13 protein-coding genes and 1 riboswitch are annotated in these 17,767 nt (G+C 62.0%); of the genes, 10 read left to right on the plus strand and 3 right to left on the minus strand.

Annotated elements, in window-relative coordinates; all coding sequences use genetic code 11:
- The first annotated feature begins 193 nt into the window (after positions 1-193).
- From TC41_RS03230 to TC41_RS03245, 4 genes are all read left to right on the plus strand, one after another.
- A complete protein-coding gene (locus TC41_RS03230) occupies positions 194-1,390 on the plus strand; it encodes an acyltransferase (RefSeq protein WP_014463560.1) in 1,197 nt (398 codons plus the stop codon).
- 48 nt (positions 1,391-1,438) lie between these two features.
- Positions 1,439-2,968: an AMP-binding protein gene (locus TC41_RS03235; RefSeq protein ID WP_041694971.1), complete on the plus strand. Its 1,530-nt coding sequence runs from the start codon at positions 1,439-1,441 to the stop codon at positions 2,966-2,968.
- A 41-nt stretch (positions 2,969-3,009) separates the two neighbouring features.
- Complete coding sequence (locus TC41_RS03240) at positions 3,010-3,960, plus strand: peptidyl-prolyl cis-trans isomerase (protein ID WP_014463562.1); 951 nt, start codon at positions 3,010-3,012, stop codon at positions 3,958-3,960.
- A 128-nt stretch (positions 3,961-4,088) separates the two neighbouring features.
- Positions 4,089-4,221: riboswitch (cyclic di-AMP (ydaO/yuaA leader) on the plus strand.
- A 156-nt stretch (positions 4,222-4,377) separates the two neighbouring features.
- The gene (locus tag TC41_RS03245; protein WP_014463563.1) at positions 4,378-5,772 is read left to right on the plus strand and encodes an MFS transporter; all 1,395 of its coding nucleotides are present in this window, start codon (positions 4,378-4,380) and stop codon (positions 5,770-5,772) included.
- 81 nt (positions 5,773-5,853) lie between these two features.
- On the opposite strand, the gene TC41_RS03250 is transcribed toward TC41_RS03245, so the two are convergent.
- Positions 5,854-6,063, minus strand: coding sequence for a DUF378 domain-containing protein (locus TC41_RS03250; RefSeq protein ID WP_014463564.1), 210 nt, complete (start codon positions 6,061-6,063; stop codon positions 5,854-5,856).
- Between the two features lie 193 nt (positions 6,064-6,256).
- Here TC41_RS03250 and lysA point away from each other — a divergent pair, with 193 nt between their 5' ends.
- The 4 genes from lysA (at position 6,257) to TC41_RS03270 (ending at position 11,374) form a co-directional block, all read left to right on the plus strand.
- Positions 6,257-7,588, plus strand: coding sequence for a diaminopimelate decarboxylase (gene lysA, locus TC41_RS03255; RefSeq protein WP_081462237.1), 1,332 nt, complete (start codon positions 6,257-6,259; stop codon positions 7,586-7,588).
- Positions 7,589-7,714: 126 nt separating this feature from the next.
- Positions 7,715-9,241: a fumarate hydratase gene (locus TC41_RS03260; RefSeq protein WP_014463566.1), complete on the plus strand. Its 1,527-nt coding sequence runs from the start codon at positions 7,715-7,717 to the stop codon at positions 9,239-9,241.
- Positions 9,242-9,481: 240 nt separating this feature from the next.
- Positions 9,482-9,667 (plus strand): VOC family protein, encoded by a 186-nt coding sequence (locus TC41_RS03265; RefSeq protein ID WP_237700018.1) that lies wholly within the window; start codon positions 9,482-9,484, stop codon positions 9,665-9,667.
- A 408-nt stretch (positions 9,668-10,075) separates the two neighbouring features.
- Positions 10,076-11,374, plus strand: coding sequence for an Nramp family divalent metal transporter (locus TC41_RS03270; RefSeq protein ID WP_148260110.1), 1,299 nt, complete (start codon positions 10,076-10,078; stop codon positions 11,372-11,374).
- 34 nt (positions 11,375-11,408) lie between these two features.
- Here the strand turns inward: TC41_RS03270 and TC41_RS03275 are convergent, their stop codons facing one another.
- Positions 11,409-12,725 carry a polysaccharide biosynthesis C-terminal domain-containing protein gene (locus TC41_RS03275; RefSeq protein WP_237700084.1) on the minus strand — a complete coding sequence of 439 codons (1,317 nt, stop codon included), beginning with the start codon at positions 12,723-12,725 and terminating at the stop codon, positions 11,409-11,411.
- 164 nt (positions 12,726-12,889) lie between these two features.
- Between TC41_RS03275 and TC41_RS03280 the strand changes: the two genes are divergently transcribed.
- Together TC41_RS03280 and pepF are read left to right on the plus strand one after the other, a co-directional pair.
- On the plus strand, positions 12,890-14,638 hold the full coding sequence (locus TC41_RS03280) for a pyrimidine-nucleoside phosphorylase (protein WP_041695672.1): 1,749 nt from the start codon (positions 12,890-12,892) through the stop codon (positions 14,636-14,638).
- Between the two features lie 2 nt (positions 14,639-14,640).
- Entirely contained in the window at positions 14,641-16,470 is a 1,830-nt protein-coding gene (gene pepF, locus TC41_RS03285; protein ID WP_014463571.1) for an oligoendopeptidase F, read from the plus strand.
- Here the strand turns inward: pepF and TC41_RS03290 are convergent, their stop codons facing one another.
- Positions 16,471-17,709 carry a sensor histidine kinase gene (locus TC41_RS03290; protein WP_237700019.1) on the minus strand — a complete coding sequence of 413 codons (1,239 nt, stop codon included), beginning with the start codon at positions 17,707-17,709 and terminating at the stop codon, positions 16,471-16,473. It lies immediately after the preceding gene.
- Between the last annotated feature and the right edge of the window lie 58 nt (positions 17,710-17,767).

A 17,767-nucleotide genomic window follows, 5' to 3' on the forward strand; every position in this document is an offset into this window, starting at 1 on the left:
CCCATCTCGTCCGCAACCGGATGACTTCACAACCATCTTGACGCACCATGGTGACATCCGCCTTTGGCAACGATGGCGAAAGCGTGTTAAGGTGGCATTAAGCCTTTGATGAACTTTTGATGTTTTTCAACGAAGCTTCAAGCTCGCTCCCGTAAGCTATGCGATGTTCAAGTGCAAGTGAGGAGGGGTTCAGGTGAGCCAGGCCCAGGCGAAGAAGCCACATCTCTACGAGGTCGACCTGATGCGGGCCTGCATCATCTTAGGTGTCATCTGCGTACACGTCCTGTCGAGTTTCAACGTCCGCACCCCGGACGGATCGTGGATGGATGTGTCCTCTGGGATTCTGATGATGACGTTCCATTTCACGCGTGAAGCGTTCATGTTCATCACCGGCCTCGTTCTCTTCTACACCTATTACGACCGCCCGTTCACGGCCGCGTCGTTTTGGAAGAAACGGTTTCTGCTTATCGCCATTCCGTACATCGCGTGGACAGCCATTTACATTCTGTTTCAAGGGACGTTTCTCAAAGGGTTCGAGTGGACCGCGCCGTATTTGATCCACACGTTCCTCACAAGCCTGGCCACCGCGAATCAATATTTCCTGTATTTTCTGCTCGTGTCCATGCAGCTATACGTCGTGTTTCCGCTCATGGTGCGCTGGCTCAAGCGCTCGGAGAGGCATCATCGGGCGATTGTCGCGGCCGCCTTTTTCGTCGAGATTGGCATCATGATCTGGAATCAGGCCTCGCTGCAGTTCGTGAACGTATATCAGTTGCCTGAGTGGCTCCGCATCCTCGTGCGATATCGGGATCGCGACATCTTCACGTACGAGTTCTGGTTCATCGCAGGGGCGTTATTCGCCATCTATTATCCGCGCGTCAAGGCGTGGGCCATGTCGCACGCGCGTACGCTTTTCTGGACGTGGCTTGGCATGTGGTGCCTTCTCTTTGGCGTCTATTTTCTCAACCGGGATGTGTTCCACCTGACGGGAGGACAGATTGTCGACACGCTGCAGCCGGTCATGGTGCCCTACAGCTTGGCCGTGGCGCTCTTGCTCTGGCGGACAGGGCTGGAGTGGCAGGCGCAGCGCGCCAAGGGGCGCATGCCACGCGCGAGCCGAGTCATCCGCTTTTTTGGCAGCGTGAGCTTCGGCATCTTTCTCATTCACCCTATCGCGCTTCGCTTCGTGGAGCTCTTGGCGGACCAGGTTCACGCCTCCCTTGCCGTACAGTACGCGATGCTGCCCGTCTGGATTGCGCTGACCTACGTGAGCTCCGGCGTCGCCGCGTACCTCATTGGAAGGATTCCGTTCGTCGGATACATCGTCGGCGAAAAGACAGGTCTGCCAAAGTCCCCGGCGCGCAAAGCTGCGTCTAGTGCGGCGGGATGACACGCCCTGGATACGCGGATTCCAAATCATGAAATCGAGGTGTTTCTCATGTCGTCTCTGCAAAACACGTTGTCGCGCGCGCTCGCCGATCCTTCGCGATCCGTCCTCTGGGACGGCCGCTGGTATACGTGCGGCGAGCTCCGCGCACACGTTCAGGAGCTTCGGGCCAAGCTATCCGCCATTGGCGTGCACCCCGGGCATCGCGTGATGGTGGCGCTGCCGAACTCGTATGCATTTGTCGTCGGTTATCTCGCGTGCCTGGAACACGGTGCCATTTGCGTGCCGGCCAACAGCGAGATGCCAGCAGGCGAACTCGAACGAGCGCTTGCGCGATATCGGGCAGATTACGGCATCGTTTCGCCCGCAGCTGGTGAACGATGGAGCGAGGTGCTTCACAAGCATCGCTTCAACCGCGGGCTTTCCTTTGAGATGGATGCCGCTCAAGGCCAGGTGGTTCAAATCTGGCAACGTTCCTCCGCATCTGAACCCGAGGCGCGACAAGGCACCTCGGAACAAGAGCCAGCCGTGCTCATGTTCACTTCTGGCACCACGGGTGAGCCCAAAGGCGTGCTCTTGACGCACGGACACCTGTGGGCCGCCGTGCAGAACGTCATTCGAAGCCACGCGCTCACGGCTTCGGATGTGGCTTACTGCATCCTGCCGCTCTTCCACATCAACGGCCAGGTGATCGTCCTCTTGTCGACACTCGTGTCCGGCGGGCGGATCGTCATGCGCGATAAATTCCACGCCTCCTTGTTCTGGGACGATATTGGCCACCACGGCGTGACCTGGGTCTCGTGCGTCCCGACGATTTTATCGATTGTCGCCAAACGGCCGGCGCCAAAAGAGGCGCTCGGCACGCTTCGCTTTCTGCGATCCGCCTCCGCGCCGCTCACGCCGGCGGTGGCCGCGCGAATTGAAGCGGCGTTTGGGGTTCCGGTCATCGAGGCGTACGGGATGACCGAGGCGGCGGGGCAGATCTGCACCAACCCGCTGCCGCCTGGCGTGCGCAAGCCGGGATCGGTCGGGAAGCCCGTGGGGATGTCGCTCCTCATTGTGGACGCAGAGCGCAAGCCCGTCGCCCCGTATGAGCTCGGCGAAATTGCCATCCGCGGAGACAATGTCATCCATCACTATGTGGGCATGGAGCCGGCGCCGGATTACGGTTATGGCCCGGGATGGATTTACACGGGCGATCTCGGCTACATGGATGAGGATGGCTACGTGTACATCACTGGACGCGCGAAGGAGATGATCAACCGGGCGGGCGAGAAGATCTCGCCGCGGGAAATTGAGGACGTGCTGAACGCGCACGAGGCGGTGGCGCGGTCCGCCGTGGTGGGACTTCCGGATCCGCTTTACGGGGAACGGGCCGTCGCGTGGGTGGTCCCGGAGGAGCCAGACGGCGTCGATGCGGACGCGCTGCGCGCCGAGCTGGAGTCGTTCTGTGCGGCGCACCTTGCCAAGCCGAAGCGGCCGTCCCAGATCGTCATCGCGCGATCCCTGCCGGTGAACGCGACGGGAAAAGTGCAGAAGCACGTGTTGCGCAATTTGGAGCCGCGTGATAGGCTTGCTTGAACTGGGATGTATAGCCCAGGGTGCGGAAAGACTGAAGGAGGATGGAATTGAAGAAGGAACGGTGGATTTCCGGCATCGTCGGCGCAGCCGCGGGCGCGCTGATCGTGGGTGGTGTCTGGTTTGGCACGTACGCGGCGCATGGGGGCGGCTCGGTGGTGGCGATGGTCGGCAAGACGCCCATCACGAGGCAGGAGCTCGCGCAGCAGTCGGAGGCTTACGCCGGATCGGCGATGCTGGAGGAGCTCATTGCCAATGCCTTGATTGAGCAGGCGGCAGCCAGGGAACATGTCACGGCGACGAATGCGGAAATCAATCAGCAACTGACCGCCATCGAGATGCAGAACGGCATTACGTCTGACGCGCAGCTGAATGCGCTCCTGGCGCAGAACCACATGACGAAGGCGCAATTTCTGAGCCAGATTCGCGACAACATTCTCGCGACCAAGCTCGCCGAGGCGCAGGTCCACGTGACGGACAAGCAGATTGCGTCGTACTACAAGCAGAACCAGTCGATGTTCACGGTTCCGGAGACGCGCAAGATTGCCATCATCGAGGTGAAGACGAAGGCGGATGCGGAGAAGGCTCTTGTAGAAATCCGGTCTGGGACGCCCTTTGCGTCCGTGGCGAAATCCATGTCGACCGACGCGGCCACGCGCGCGAAGGGTGGGGTGATCGGAACCTTCACGATGAATGAGCTGAAGGCGGATCAACCCTCCATTGCCTCTGCGGCCTTCGCGCTTAAGGCCGGCGGAGTGAGCGAGCCGCTCAAGGTGCAGGGCGGGTACGACATCGTGCAGTGCCAGGCCATTACGCCGGAACACGTAGAGCCGCTGTCGGCCGTTCGGTCGCAGATCATCCAGGCCATCAAGCAGCAAAATGCCGAAAGCGAGACGAAACTCGTGGCACAGCTCGCGAAGTCGGCGGACATTCGCATTCTCGATCCGTCTTATGACGCGGTGCTCACGGCCATCAAGAATCCGACATCGACCTGACGCATGGCACCGCGCTGGATGGCCTCGCGGTGGCCGCCCGGGGCGGACGTCCAAGAATTTCTCTTCTCCTTGCGTTCCTCTCAAATTTCGTGTATCGTAACGTGTACATCGCATATCGTATCGCGATACAAGCGGCAGCGCTGAATTCCTCCTTCGGAGGAAACGGGGGACCCAACTCTCGGGGTGAAACGACTTTGGTCGTGGGGCGCCTTTCCGCCCTAACCCGTCAGCTAACCTCGTAAGCGCACGGAAAGGGGTCGATGCCATGTATCGCCGCTTTCTTCTCCTCGCTTTTCCCACCGGTGAGCCTCGTTGGTGTACCTCATCTGCGGATCCCCCTCGTGCGATATCGCGGCTTTGTGTCCGCTTTTACGCAGGCGGCGCAGTCGAGATCGCCATACCTTGAGGGGGGAAACCATGGAACTGCAAGCGACAAGGCCGGCCAATCCGGTCGAAGATGCGAAGTGGAGTCCATTTCACCTGAAGCTCACTATCTATTCGTCGGGCGGGCCTTTTCTTGACGGGTACATTCTGAGCATCGTCGCCGTGGCGCTCACGCAGTTGACGCCTGAATTGCATCTCGACGCCATGTGGAGCGGCCTGATTGGGGCATCGGCACTCATGGGCATCTTCATCGGCGGACTGCTTGGGTACGTGACGGATCGATTTGGACGCCAGCTCATGTACACTATCGATTTCGTGTTGCTCATCGTGGCCTCGGTTTTGCAGTTCTTTGTGCACAGCGCCTGGGAACTCTTTGCCTTGCGCGTCGTGCTCGGCATCGCGGTCGGGGCGGATTATCCCATCGCAACGTCGCTTTTGACCGAGTTCGCGCCGCGCAAACACCGCGGCATGATGCTCGGTGTGACGGTCATCGCGTGGTACGTGGGCGCCACGGTCGCGTATCTAGTGGGACAGTGGCTTCTGCCCATCGGGCCGGACGCATGGCGGTACATGTTGGCGTCGAGCGCGGTGCCGGGCATCGTGCTCGTGATCTTGCGGCTCGGAACCCCGGAGTCTCCACGTTGGTTGCTGCAGCACGGTCGGGCGCGCGAAGCGCTGAAGGTGCTTCGCGACATTTACGGGCCGGGAGCCAGCCTGAGGCACATCGCGGTGCCAGATGAAAAGCGAACGCGCACCAGTTACCTGACGCTCTTCAATCGCGCGTATTGGAAGCGCACGCTGTACGTCAGTGGCTTCTTCACGGCCGCGGTCGCGCCGCTCTTCGCGATGTTGACGTTCGGCCCGACGCTGCTTGACGACTACCACGTGCTCAGCGGATCGTCCGGGTACGGTTCGGCGCTCATCAGCGTGCTGTTCATCGTGGGTTGCGTGCCTGCGCTCTGGCTTTTGAACCGGCTGGGGCGCCGGGCAACGATGATTGTCTCGTTTGCCGTCATGACCGTCGGCATGTTGCTCCTTGGGCTGTTTCCGAAGGGGCCGCTCTGGGTCATCGGCGTCGGCTTTCTGCTGTACGCGCTGTTTTCCGGCGGGCCGAACATCATGGAATGGCTCGCCCCAAACGAGTTGTTTCCCACCGAAGTGCGCGGGACTGCGGTTGGCGTGACAACGTGCATCAGCAGGCTGGGAGCCGTGGCCGGCACGTATCTCTTGCCGTGGGCTTTGGCTCGTTATGGCGTGGGTCCGACCATGCTGGTGGGGGCGCTCGTGACCTTCGGCGGATTCTTGATCAGCCTCTTCCTGGCGCCGGAGACGCGCGGCCTCACCCTGAACGCGGCGAGCGTCGGAGAGGACGCTGAGATGGAGCGGACGTCGTCGTTGTCCGAACGCCGCTTGCGCGTCGGCCGCTAAGCACTTGGGGATGAACGGAGAAGCCCTGGCTCCTCGTCGGGTTGCCAGGGCTTTGCCTTGTTGTGCGCTTCACAACAGGTGTTATGTCCGCACGGCTTGACTTTTCACGAGCACAGCCACCAGTTGCCAAAGGGCGCCGAGCCCGACAAGCGCGTACACGAACTGCGAGAGCCACGTGGCGCCGAAGATGGCGCCCACGAGGTTGTAGTTGGCAAATCCGATCAGGCCCCAGTTGATGCCCCCAATGACGACGAGCGCCCAGGCAATCCAGTCCACGGGGTTCCAGCGCACGGTCTCACCTCCAAACCGAATCTGTCGCTAGGGTGTTCTAGCTTTGACCCCGCTATGCAATGGGCTTGACGCAATTTGCCGTTGCCCAGTGAGGCGCTGCACGTATATACTTGTGTCTGAATCTTTATTCAGGTCTTGGCACAGGTCGGGGCGCCGCGCGTCGTGAAAGAGAGAGACGATAGGAGTGGACGGAGTGAAATCAGAGCACCTGTTAGACGTGAGGCCGAAGGTGGACGCGCATTTTCCGCGAGACGAAAAGGGCCATCTTCTCATCGGCGGCGTGAGCGCGGTGGATCTCGTGGAACGGTTCGGCACGCCGCTCATCGCGTACGACGAGGGGCTCATCCGCGATACCATCCGGGCGTTTCACCGTGTGTTTCGAGAGGAAGGCGTGCCGTATCAAATTTCTTACGCCAGCAAGGCCTTCTGCACCATGGCCATGTGCCAACTCGCGCACGAGGAGGGCTTGGGCATCGACGTGGTGTCCGGCGGCGAGTTGTATACCGCTCTTGCGGCAGGCGTGCCAGCGAGCAAGCTCCACATGCACGGGAACAACAAGACCCCGGAGGAACTGCAGTACGCGGTTGAGAGTGGCATCGGGGCCGTGATCGTCGATAATTTCGACGAGATCGACCTCTTGGACGACATCCTTCAGGCAACAGGGCGCACGGTGGATGTCCTGGTCCGGGTAGCGCCAGGTGTCGAGGCGCATACGCACGACTATATCTCCACAGGGCAGCAGGACTCCAAGTTCGGCTTCGATCTCGCCAGCCAGCAGGTGGAGGAAGCCTTTTTGCGACTCAAGCAGGTGGAGCGCGCGCGGGTCGTTGGCGTGCATGCGCACATCGGATCTCAAATCTTCGATGTGGAGGGCTTTCGACTGCTCGCCGATCGAATGGCGGGCGTGTACGAAGACGGCCTGCGACGGTTCCGTTTTCCTTTTTCTGTGCTCAACCTGGGGGGCGGTTTTGGCATCCCGTACACGGATGAGGATGCGCCGCCGGTGGCCGATCTCGTCCGGGGGGTGATCCGCGCCGCCAAGGCGGCCTTTGCGGCTCGAGGCATGGACGTGCCCATCTTGTGGATTGAGCCGGGCCGCAGCATTGTCGGGCCCGCGGGGGTGACACTGTATCGCGTGGGCAGCCGTAAGGTCATCCCGGGCGTGCGGAACTACGTCGCCATCGACGGGGGCATGACGGACAACCCGCGCCTCGCGCTTTACGGCGCGAAGTATCATGCGTGTTACGCGAACCGCGCTGCGGATCCACCGGATCGCCCGTGGTCGGTGGCCGGCAAGTGTTGTGAGAGCGGCGACATGCTCATCTGGGATCTCCCGCTACCGGATCCAGAACCGGGGGATATTCTCGCCGTTTTTGCGACAGGTGCCTACACGTATGCGATGGCGAGTCATTACAATCGCATTCCCAAGCCCGCTGTCGTGTTTTGCCGGCATGGCGAGGCGCGCCTCGTGGCGCGGCGCGAGACGTGGGCGGACGTGGCGCGGCTGGATGTGCCGCTTCGGTGAGGGGCCTCGGAGGCCCTTTTTTCGTGCGCCGGCGGCGGTGACCGGCCGCGATTCCGGCTTCTCGGGCGGCGAGTGATATACTGAAAGAGGGCCACCAGGCACGTGCTGTGAAAGGGGTAGTGGCAAGTGGCGACGAAAGCGTTTGATAGTCTACTGGAACTCATCACGGAGACCTCGACGAACCTGCCGCCCGACGTGCGCCGGGCTATCAAGCGGGCGCAGCTTCAGGAGGAATTGGGCAGCCGCGCATCCATCGCCCTGAACACCATCATCGACAACATCATCTCCGCAGAGGAGGATGTGCAGCCCATCTGCCAGGATACGGGCATGCCGACCTTCATCGTCCATTGCCCGGTCGGTTTCAATCAAATCGAGTTCGAGAAAGAGATTCGGCGGGCCGTGGCCGAAGCGACGCGCCTTGGCAAGTTGCGACCGAACTCGGTCGACCCGCTCACCGGCAAGAACACCGGCGACAATCTCGGCGAGGGCACGCCCATCGTGCACTTCCACCAGTGGGAGAAAGACGAAGTGGAGGTGAAGCTGATTCTGAAGGGCGGGGGCTGCGAGAACAAGAACATCCAGTACGCGCTTCCCACTGAGCTTCCCGGCCTCGGCCGCGCGGGGCGCGATCTCGACGGTGTCCGCAAGTGCATCCTGCACGCGGTCTACCAAGCCCAGGGGCAGGGCTGCAGCGCGGGCTTCATCGGCGTGTGCATCGGCGGCGATCGGACGAGCGGCTACGAGGCGGCGAAGGAGCAATTGTTCCGCCCGCTGGACGACGTCAACCCCAATCCGCAGCTCGCAGAACTTGAGCAGTACATCATGGAGAAGGCGAATCAGCTCGACATCGGCACCATGGGCTTCGGGGGCCGTGTGACGCTCCTCGGGTGCAAGATTGGCGTGCGCAACCGGATTCCCGCGAGCTTCTTCGTCTCTGTGGCGTACAACTGTTGGGCGTTCCGGCGCCTCGGCGTGGTGCTCGATCCCGAGACGGGCGAAATCCGGCGCTGGCTGTACAAGGACGGCGAAGGCCAGCTCGAGCGGCCGAAACAGGCCTTTTCGACGGAGAACGCGATTGTCCTGCAGGCGCCCATCAGCGAGGAGCAGATCCGCAAGCTGAAGGTGGGCGACGTGGTGCTCATTCGGGGCGAGATCCACACGGGCCGCGACGAGCTCCACAAGTACCTCATGCACCACGATTCGCCGGTGGATCTCCGCGGCGGGATCCTGTATCACTGCGGGCCGGTCATGCTGAAGGACGAGAACGGCGAGTGGCATGTCAAAGCCGCGGGGCCGACGACGAGCTCGCGCGAGGAGCCTTACCAGGCTGACATCATCGAGAAGTTTGGCATTCGCGCGGTCATCGGCAAGGGCGGCATGGGCGAGAAGACGCTGCAGGGTCTCAAAAAGTCGGGCGCCGTGTACCTGAACGCCATCGGTGGCGCGGCGCAATTCTACGCGCGGTGCGTGACGAAGGTGAAAGGCGTGGACTTCCTCGAGCAGTTCGGCATCCCCGAGGCGATGTGGCATCTCGAGGTGGACAACTTCCCAGCTATCGTCACGATGGACGCACACGGCAACAGCTTGCACAAGGAAGTCGCCGAGGAGTCCATGGTCAAGCTTGAGGACCTCAAGGATCCTGTGTTTGTGTGATTGCGTGGAATCTACGTGCTTGGGTTTTCGGGGGCTGCCCTGTATCCGCTGGCGAAGCGGTGAACGGGCAGCTTTTTTCTGTGGAGCACCGCCGGTTTCCCCTTGATAGGCTCTTGCTCTCACTTGGCAGGACCCCGGACGATTCGCGAGAGCGACTGGATGGGTCGGTGCTGACTGCGGTAGCACGGTGCACAGATTCCTGAACACGATCGGACGAAGGTCTTGCATGCGCGGCTCCAGTTGGGCGATACGTGGTTGTTCATTTCAGACGTTTTTTCGAAAGATGGAATGCCTCTAGAGCGTGGGCCAGTCAGTTTGATGGTCGAGTTTTCGATTGAACCGGAGATGGATGCCGTCTATGCCCGTTTGATGAAAGAAGCCAAAGTTCACATGCCGCCGCAGAAGACGTTTTGGGGTGCGAAATAGATCGATTCAGGGTTACGTGGGACTTGAACTGTCCGCTGTGAAAGGGCTCGATACGGCGAAAGGAATCGTCGGTGATTTAGCCGCTTTGCTGCTACGTCCTCGACCACTCAGTCTCGTTTCAAGACAAGCCACGTGCGGGATGGCCCGCACGACCTTGTGAAGGGCAAGTTGTGCCCTGTTGCCGGCTCATTGGGCGGCTTTCCCGACTTCCACTGAGACGCCCCGCTCCGCACCGTGTATTTTCCCTCAGCCAAAATTTTTGCGTTAGGACAAATGTGTAGGTCACAAAATGCCGAGAGCGGCGTATAATAGGGTCAGAAAGTTTCCTTGAGCTAAAAATCTTACCCAAATACAACTCATGTCCGGGGCCCTGATGGAGGGGCAGTTCCCGGCGGAGGGGGCGATGAGGTGAGTGTGACGACCACGAGCTTGCAGACGTCTGACGCAAAGGCTGTCCGAGCGGCCAGGGCCGCCTTGGATCATCGCCGCAGAGGGCTGCGCGCGCTGCTCCCGTTTCTCGGCCCGGCGTTTGTCGCCTGCGTGGCGTACATTGACCCCGGCAATTACGCGACGAACATCCAAAGCGGTTCAGAGTTCGGCTATCGCCTGCTGTGGGTGGTGGTGCTCGCCAATCTGATGGCGATGCTCATTCAGCACCTGTCCGCAAAACTTGGCATCGCCACGGGCAAGAGTTTGCCCGAGATGTGCCGAGATCACTTTCCCAAGTGGCTGACTTACGTGATGTGGGCGTTCTCTGAAGTCGCGGCCATGGCCACCGATATCGCGGAATTTTTGGGCGCAACCGTGGGCTTGAATCTGTTGCTCCACATCCCCATGCTGTGGGGAACCCTTGTCACGGGCGTGGTGACGTATTTGATCCTGACCTTGGACCGCCTGGGCTTCCGCCCATTGGAGAAGTTCATCACGGCGTTCGTCCTGATCATCGCCCTGTGCTACGTCGTGGAGACCATTTTTTCGAAGCCCAATTGGGGCCAGGTGGCGTACCACAGCGTAGTACCGTGGCTGGGCAACCAAGCGGCAGTGCTGCTCGCCGTCGGCGTGATTGGCGCGACCGTCATGCCTCACGTGGTGTACTTGCATTCGAGCTTGACGCAAAACCGCATTCAGCCACGCGACGAAGAAGATAAGGTGAAAATCGCGCGCTTCAGCGCGAAAGAGGTCGCCATCGCCATGTCGCTGGCTGGACTCGTGAACCTGTCGATGATGTTCATGGCTGCGTCCGTGTTTCACAACACGGGTCACACGGGCATTGCGGATATCTCGACGGCGTACAAGACCCTGACGCCGCTCCTTGGCCCGGCGAGCGCCGCGGTGTTTCTCATCTCGCTCCTCGCCTCGGGCTTCTCGAGCTCAGCGGTCGGCACGATGGCCGGGCAGGTGATCATGCAGGGGTTCGTCGGCTTCACCATTCCGCTCTGGCTTCGGCGCGTCATCACGATGATCCCGACGGTCATCATTGTCGCTCTCGGGCTCAATCCGACGGAGACACTCGTGTTGAGCCAGGTGGTGCTGAGCATTGTTCTGCCGATGCCGGTGGTAGCCCTCATCTACTTCACGCGCAGGCCGGACATCATGGGGCGACTGGTCAACCGGCGGCTGACCACCTGGGTGGCGAGCTTCTGCGCGAGCGTGATCGTCGTCTTGAATATGATCCTTCTGTACCTGTCCTTCGGCGGCAGCTTCTGATGTCGCTCGTGTGCCCGGCGTTGCCGGGCCTTTTTTATGCCGTCCGGGTCAAGCGCGCGCGAACTTTGCGGACGAGATCGAGATACGGCGCGAGATCGCCGCGCGTGATGCGCCACAGCGCCCTGCTGTCGCGTCCTGAAGCCCGCCGATACCAGGTGACGTATAAAGCGAGCTCCAGCACGTACGAGAGCGTCGAGGCGATGGACGCGCCGTACATGCCGGCGATCGGAATGAGTCCTAGGCACATCAGGGCGTTGGCGGCGATCACGGCCAGGTTCACCCAGGTGAGCGCCGTGGGGCGCCCGAGCGCGTTGGTGAAGTACTGGGCAATCACATTGGCTGTGGCCTTGAGCACGAGACCTGGGAGGAGCACGTAGAACGGCCCGAGGCTTCCGCCGTACTTGTGCCAGCTATAAATGAGCACGATGATGGGCATCCCCAGGGCCAGGGCGCAGGCGGCGAAGATGGACGTGATGAGCGTCTGCCGCGAGGCGTTCTCCGTGATGGCCCCGGCGTCATCTACGCTCGCGGCCGTCACGCGGTGAAAGACCATGGTCGCGATGGTTTGGGTGAGGGTGTTGAGGATCTCCGCTGCGGCCACTGCCACGCCGTAAATGGAGAGCGTGGTGGCGTTGTGCATCAGCGCAAGCATCCAGAAGTCCGTGCGATAGTTGACGTACCCCGTGACAATGGCAAGCGAGGAAGCCGTGCCGTACCGATACAGCCCCCGCCATTCCGCCCGGTGGAATCGCCACTTGAGCGTCTCTCCGAACCCGAGCTTCTGATACGTGACGGCGAGCGTCAGCGCGACGCAAACGGCCCAGGAAACGAGCCAAATGCGAAACGTCCACACGAGACGGGGCCCAGGAGCCATGTGCCAGTGGAACGCAATAAAGGCCAGGTACAGCACGAGAAAAGTCACGGCTTGCGCGATGTTGACGCGGTTCAGCCACGAGATCTCTCCCAGTGAGTTGAGAAGCTTCGAGCCGTATCCGAACAGAAACGTGAAGGGAATCCCAACCATCGCATAGGCCATGGAGAGGGGCGGGTGCCAGAGCCAGATGGCGGCGAGGGCGCACAGCCAGACGGCGAGGCTGAACAAATACATCACAAAGTTTCCCATTTGCACAATCTGCGCCTTGTCGTGTGGCCTGCGGGGCAGCGCGTAGGAAAAATAATTGGTGTATCCGCCCGAGAACGACTGACCCAGGGTGGCCACGGTGGTGGAGAGTTGAAATTCGCCGCGACTCGCCGTCGGCAAGTACCGCGCGGCAATGGCGCTGTTGGCGAAGGTGAGAAATGAGGATAGTCCTCGATATGCGAAGCTGTACAGCGTGAGCTTTCGTCCCATCACGGTGGTTCGTCTCCATTTCCGGCTGAGCCGAGAATCGCGTGCAAATCTGCCACGTATCACTTTACTGGAGTCTGTCCCGTCCGTGAAGGGGCGTCGCACGGCTCGTTCCGCGCTGTGGTACCATGGACGCGAAAGAGCTCGAGACGAGAGGGTGGCTTTGCATGCGAGCGGTCGACGTGATCGACAAAAAACGCAGAGGGGAGGCTTTGGCGGAGGAGGAGCTTCGGTTTCTCATTGAGGGGTACGTGGCGGGGAGAATCCCGGATTACCAGATGAGTGCCTTTCTCATGGCGGTGGTCTGGCGAGGCATGACCCGCGAGGAGACGCTCGTGCTCACGCGGCTCTTGGCCGATTCCGGAGAACGGCTGGATCTCTCGGGCATCCCGGGCGTGAAGGTGGATAAGCATAGCACCGGAGGCGTGGGGGACAAGGCGACGCTCGTCGTGCTGCCCCTCGTCGCGTCCATCGGCGTGCCGGTCATCAAGATGTCCGGGCGGGGGCTTGGTCACACGGGAGGGACCATCGACAAGCTGGAGTCCATCCCAGGATTCCGCACGGATTTGAGCGTAGCGGAACTCGTGGCGCAGGTGAGGCAGGTGGGCATCGCACTGGGAGGACAGACCGCGGATCTCGCGCCGGCGGACAAGAAGCTGTACGCGCTCCGGGACGTCACGGGGACCGTGGAGTCGTTGCCCCTCATCGCGAGTTCCGTGATGAGCAAGAAGCTGGCGGGCGGCGCCGACGCCATCGTGCTCGACGTGAAGGTGGGCGACGGCGCGTTCATGAAGTCGCGCTCGGACGCGCGCAGGCTCGCGCGGCTGATGGTCGAGATCGGCGAGGCGGCGGGCAGAAGGACGGTCGCCGTCCTCAGCAACATGGATCAGCCGCTCGGGTGCGCCATCGGGAACGCGCTCGAGGTGGCCGAGGCCATCCGCGTTTTGTCCGGCGAGGGGCCTTTCGATCTCGCCGAGATCGCGCTCGCCCTGGCTGAGGAGATGACGGTATTGGCGGGCGTGGCCGCCACGCGCGAGGAGGCGCGGCGCATGTTGCGCCAGTCGGTCGCCGAGGGCCGGGCGCTCGAGACGCTTAGGCGCTGGATTGCGGCGCAGGGCGGCGATCCGGCCGTGGTCGACGATCCGAGCCGCCTTCCGCAGGCGCCGGTCCAAATGCCCTATCTGCCGAAGAAGGCCGGGTTTGTCGCCAAGCTGTCGGCGCTCGCGTTCGGGCTCGCGGCGATGCGGCTTGGCGCGGGCCGGGAGACGAAGGAAGAGGCCATCGATCCGTCCGTCGGGATCGTGCTGCACGCCAAGGTGGGCGATCGCGTCCAGACCCATCGCCCCATGTTCACCGTGCACGCGCGCACGGGGGAGGACGCCCTCCGCTGCATCCAGGAGCTCGAGGCGGCCATACAGATTTCGGACGATCCCGTCGAAGCGCCGCCGCTCATTCTCGCCCGGATCGACCGAAGCGAGGCCCTGCCCTACGCCGATCTGATGGACGCGGCGCGAGAGGCGCGCGATCGCGCATACGTGCCGTACTCCGGTTTCGCCGTGGGCGCGGCGCTTGAGCTTGCGGACGGGCGCATGGTGACGGGCGCCAATGTCGAGAATGCGTCGTATGGGCTCACCAACTGCGCGGAGCGGTCCGCGGTGTTTCGCGCTGTCGCCGAGGGTGGACCGGGGACGAAGCCCGAGATTCGCGCGGTGGCCGTCATCGCGGACAGCCCAGAGCCGGTTTCTCCCTGCGGCGCGTGCCGGCAGGTGTTGGCCGAGTTCTGCTCGCCCGACACGCCGGTCTACCTCGGGAATCTTCAGGGCGACGTGAGGGAGACGACCGTTGGCGCGCTTCTCCCGGGCGCGTTCACGGACGCGCAGATGGCAAACGTGAGGCGGCAAGACAAGGAGGCTTGAAGGTGGCATCACAGGTGATTTGGGCGCGCGACGTGCGCGGCAAGGCGAGGCAGGAGATTGACCCCGAGTATCGCTGGAACCTGGAAGACATCTACCCGGATCAAGAGGCGTGGCACAAGGACGCGCATCGCGCCCGCGCGCTCGCGGAGGCGTTCGCCGAGTTTCGCGGGCGGTTGAACACGTCCGGCGAGACGCTTCTCCAGGTGCTGCAGGCGCACGATGAACTTGGCCAGATCCTCGCGAAGCTCTTCGTCTACGCCAAGATGAAGCTCGACGAGGACACGACGGAGAGCTGGCGGCAGGCGCTCTTCGCGGAGGCCCAGCGGCTCGCCGCCGAAATCCAGGCGAAGACGTCGTTTTTCTATCCTGAACTCGTTCAGCTCTCCCCGGAGCAGGTCGAAGGCTGGCTCGAATCGGTCGAGGGACTCCGCTTGTACCGTTTCTTCCTTGAGGAAACGCTCCGCCAGCGCGATCACGTCCTCACCCCGGAGCAGGAGGAGCTTTTGGCGCAGTTCAGCGAGGTGCTGCACGCCCCGTCCGAGATCTTTGAGATGTACAACAACGCGGACACGGTCTTCCCGGTCATCCGCGACGAAAACGGGGAAGACGTGCAGGTGACGCACGCGCTGTATCACGAGCTGTTGGAGCGGCGGGATCGCGGCGTGCGGGAACGGGCGTTCCACGCGGTGTACGACACGTACAAAAAGCATCGCAACACCATAGCGGCGCTGTATGCGGCGAGCGTGAAGCGAAACGTCGTTAACGCTCGCGTCAGGAGGTACCCGTCCGCGCTCGACGCGGCGCTGGATGGGGACCGGATCCCGCGCGCGGTGTACGAAAACCTGATCCGCGCGGTGCGGGAGTCTGTGCCTGCGCTTCAGTCGTATCTCGCGCTGCGCAAGCGCGCGCTTGGGCTCGACGAACTCAACATGTGGGATTTGTACGTGCCACTCGTCGGCGAGATCGACTGGAAGGTCCCCTACGCGGAGGCGCGCGAGACCGTTCTTCGAGCTGTCGAGGTGTTCGGCGAGGCGTACGCGAGCGCCGCGCGCGAGGGGCTCTACGGGCGCTGGGTGGATGTGTATGAGACCCGGGGCAAGCGCTCGGGCGGTTATTCATGGGGAACGTATGGCACACATCCGTACATCCTTCTCAACTACACGGATTCGGTGCAGGACATGTTCACGTTGGCGCACGAACTTGGCCATTCCATGCACAGTTATTTTTCGCGGAAGACGCAGCCGTACATCTACAGCGATTACACCATCTTCGTGGCCGAGGTCGCGTCCACGGTCAACGAGGCCATTTTGTACGATCACCTGCTCGGTCGGGAAGAGGACCCGCTCCGGCGCGCGTACCTGCTCAACCGCCAGGTGGAGACGATTCGCACCACGCTTGTCGCGCAGACACTCTATGCGGAATTCGAGAAGCGCACGCACGAGCGCATCGAGTCGGGCGGCGCCATCACGGCGGATTGGCTGGACGAAGTGTTTTACGAGTTGAATCGAGCCTACTACGCGCCCGAGGTGACGGTGGACGACGACATCGCGCACGGCTGGATGCGCATCCCGCATTTTTATTCCGCGTTTTACGTGTACAAATACGCGACCGGGATTTCGGCCGCGCTTGCCCTGGTGGAAAAGATCCGGCGCGAGGGGGACGAGGCGGTGGCGCGGTATCTCCAATTTCTTTCATCGGGAAGTTCCAACACGTCCATCGATCTGCTTCGGATGGCGGGAGTGGATATGACCAGCGACGCGCCGGTCCGCCAGGCGCTCGAGCGGTTCGCGCGGCTGACGGCGGAACTCGGCGATCTTCTGGCGGCGCGCTGACTACGCGCGCCGCGCGCATTTCGGGATCTCCACAGTGACCGTGGTCCCTGCGCCGACCTGAGATCGGACGGAGATGGCCCCTCCGTGCGACTCGACGATGTGTTTGCACACAAACAGGCCGAGCCCCGTCCCTGTGGACTTCGTGGTGTAAAACGGCCGAAAGATCCGGTCCATGTGTTCGATCCCGCAGCCGTTGTCCACCACGTTCACCCGCACGCGATCGTCCTCGTCGTCGACTTCCAGTTTTACTGCCGCATGCTGCTGGCCGCGGCAGGCCTGAAGCGCATTCTGTACCAGATTGATGAGGACCTGCTTGATCTGAGCAGGACGCCCGGCAGTTCGGACGGGATGGTCGGGGACGTGAAGTTCGAATGCGATATCGCAGAGGCTTGCTTCGGGGACGAGAAACCGGTGAACGGATCTCGCAATCTCGGCCATGTCGATCTCGGCCGCCTCCTCGCGGTCCGGTCGGCACAGGCCCATGAAGTCCTCCAACAGTTCGCGAATGCGGTCCAGCTCGCTAATGGTGAGCTCAAGGTAGGCACGGTCCTTGGCGTCGCAGCGTTCTGCAAAAAGCTGCAAAAATCCGCGGGCCGTCGTGAGGGGATTCCGGATTTCGTGCGCGATCCCAGCGCACAATTGAGCTAATGCAGACACTTTCTCAAATTCCTGCAGTTTCTTTCGCATGCGTTGAATCACGCACTGACTTTTCCGCATGAGTGTGCGCTCGCAGCTTGTCCACGCCTGGGCGGCTGCGTGTGCGAAGTAAAGTGTGAGGCGCCCAAGGTTGTGAGGGTCTTCCTCGGATGCGCGCCGGACCACGGCGAGATGCCGGGCTCGTCCAACGGCCATCGGCAGCTGCGTCCACGCCGCGTGCCATTGCTCGAGGCGGAGCACGGCGACCGCCGCTTCGCTGACCTCGGTTCGCCGCGATGTCCGCATCTCCTGAGCAGTTGCTGGGCGGAGTTCGCGCAAGGCTGCGCTCAAGCACGCAGCCATGTCACCCGTCTCCCATTCGCCGTGCGCCGCGCTGGTCATGATGCCGCCCTCGGCGTCGAGCACCAGGCACAGGAACGGATCGGGGTCGGGGTGCGTCGCGGCGAGATCGCGCACGAACTCGAAAAAGGACATTTCGCGCGAGCTCGCGCGCGCATGGAGGTGCGGCGCCCTGGGGCGGGGCAGGGAGGTCGCGCCCGAGCCCTCATCAGGCCTGCAGCAGTCGTTGTCGTTTGAAGCCATGGATGCATATGCAGAGCCCAACGTGACAACCACCTTTAACGGCATTGCAAACAAATTT

This window comes from Alicyclobacillus acidocaldarius subsp. acidocaldarius Tc-4-1, assembly GCF_000219875.1.
GTDB lineage: Bacteria > Bacillota > Bacilli > Alicyclobacillales > Alicyclobacillaceae > Alicyclobacillus > Alicyclobacillus acidocaldarius_A.

Excerpts from the sequence above, each read along its gene's own strand:
- TC41_RS03235 (WP_041694971.1), top strand. The coding sequence starts at position 1,439 with ATGTCGTCTCTGCAAAACACGTTGTCGCGCGCGCTCGCCGATCCTTCG.
- TC41_RS03240 (WP_014463562.1), top strand. The coding sequence starts at position 3,010 with ATGGAATTGAAGAAGGAACGGTGGATTTCCGGCATCGTCGGCGCAGCC.
- TC41_RS03245 (WP_014463563.1), top strand. The coding sequence starts at position 4,378 with ATGGAACTGCAAGCGACAAGGCCGGCCAATCCGGTCGAAGATGCGAAG.
- TC41_RS03275 (WP_237700084.1), bottom strand. The coding sequence starts at position 12,725 with ATGGGACGAAAGCTCACGCTGTACAGCTTCGCATATCGAGGACTATCC.
- TC41_RS03280 (WP_041695672.1), top strand. The coding sequence starts at position 12,890 with ATGCGAGCGGTCGACGTGATCGACAAAAAACGCAGAGGGGAGGCTTTG.
- TC41_RS03290 (WP_237700019.1), bottom strand. The coding sequence starts at position 17,709 with ATGGCTTCAAACGACAACGACTGCTGCAGGCCTGATGAGGGCTCGGGC.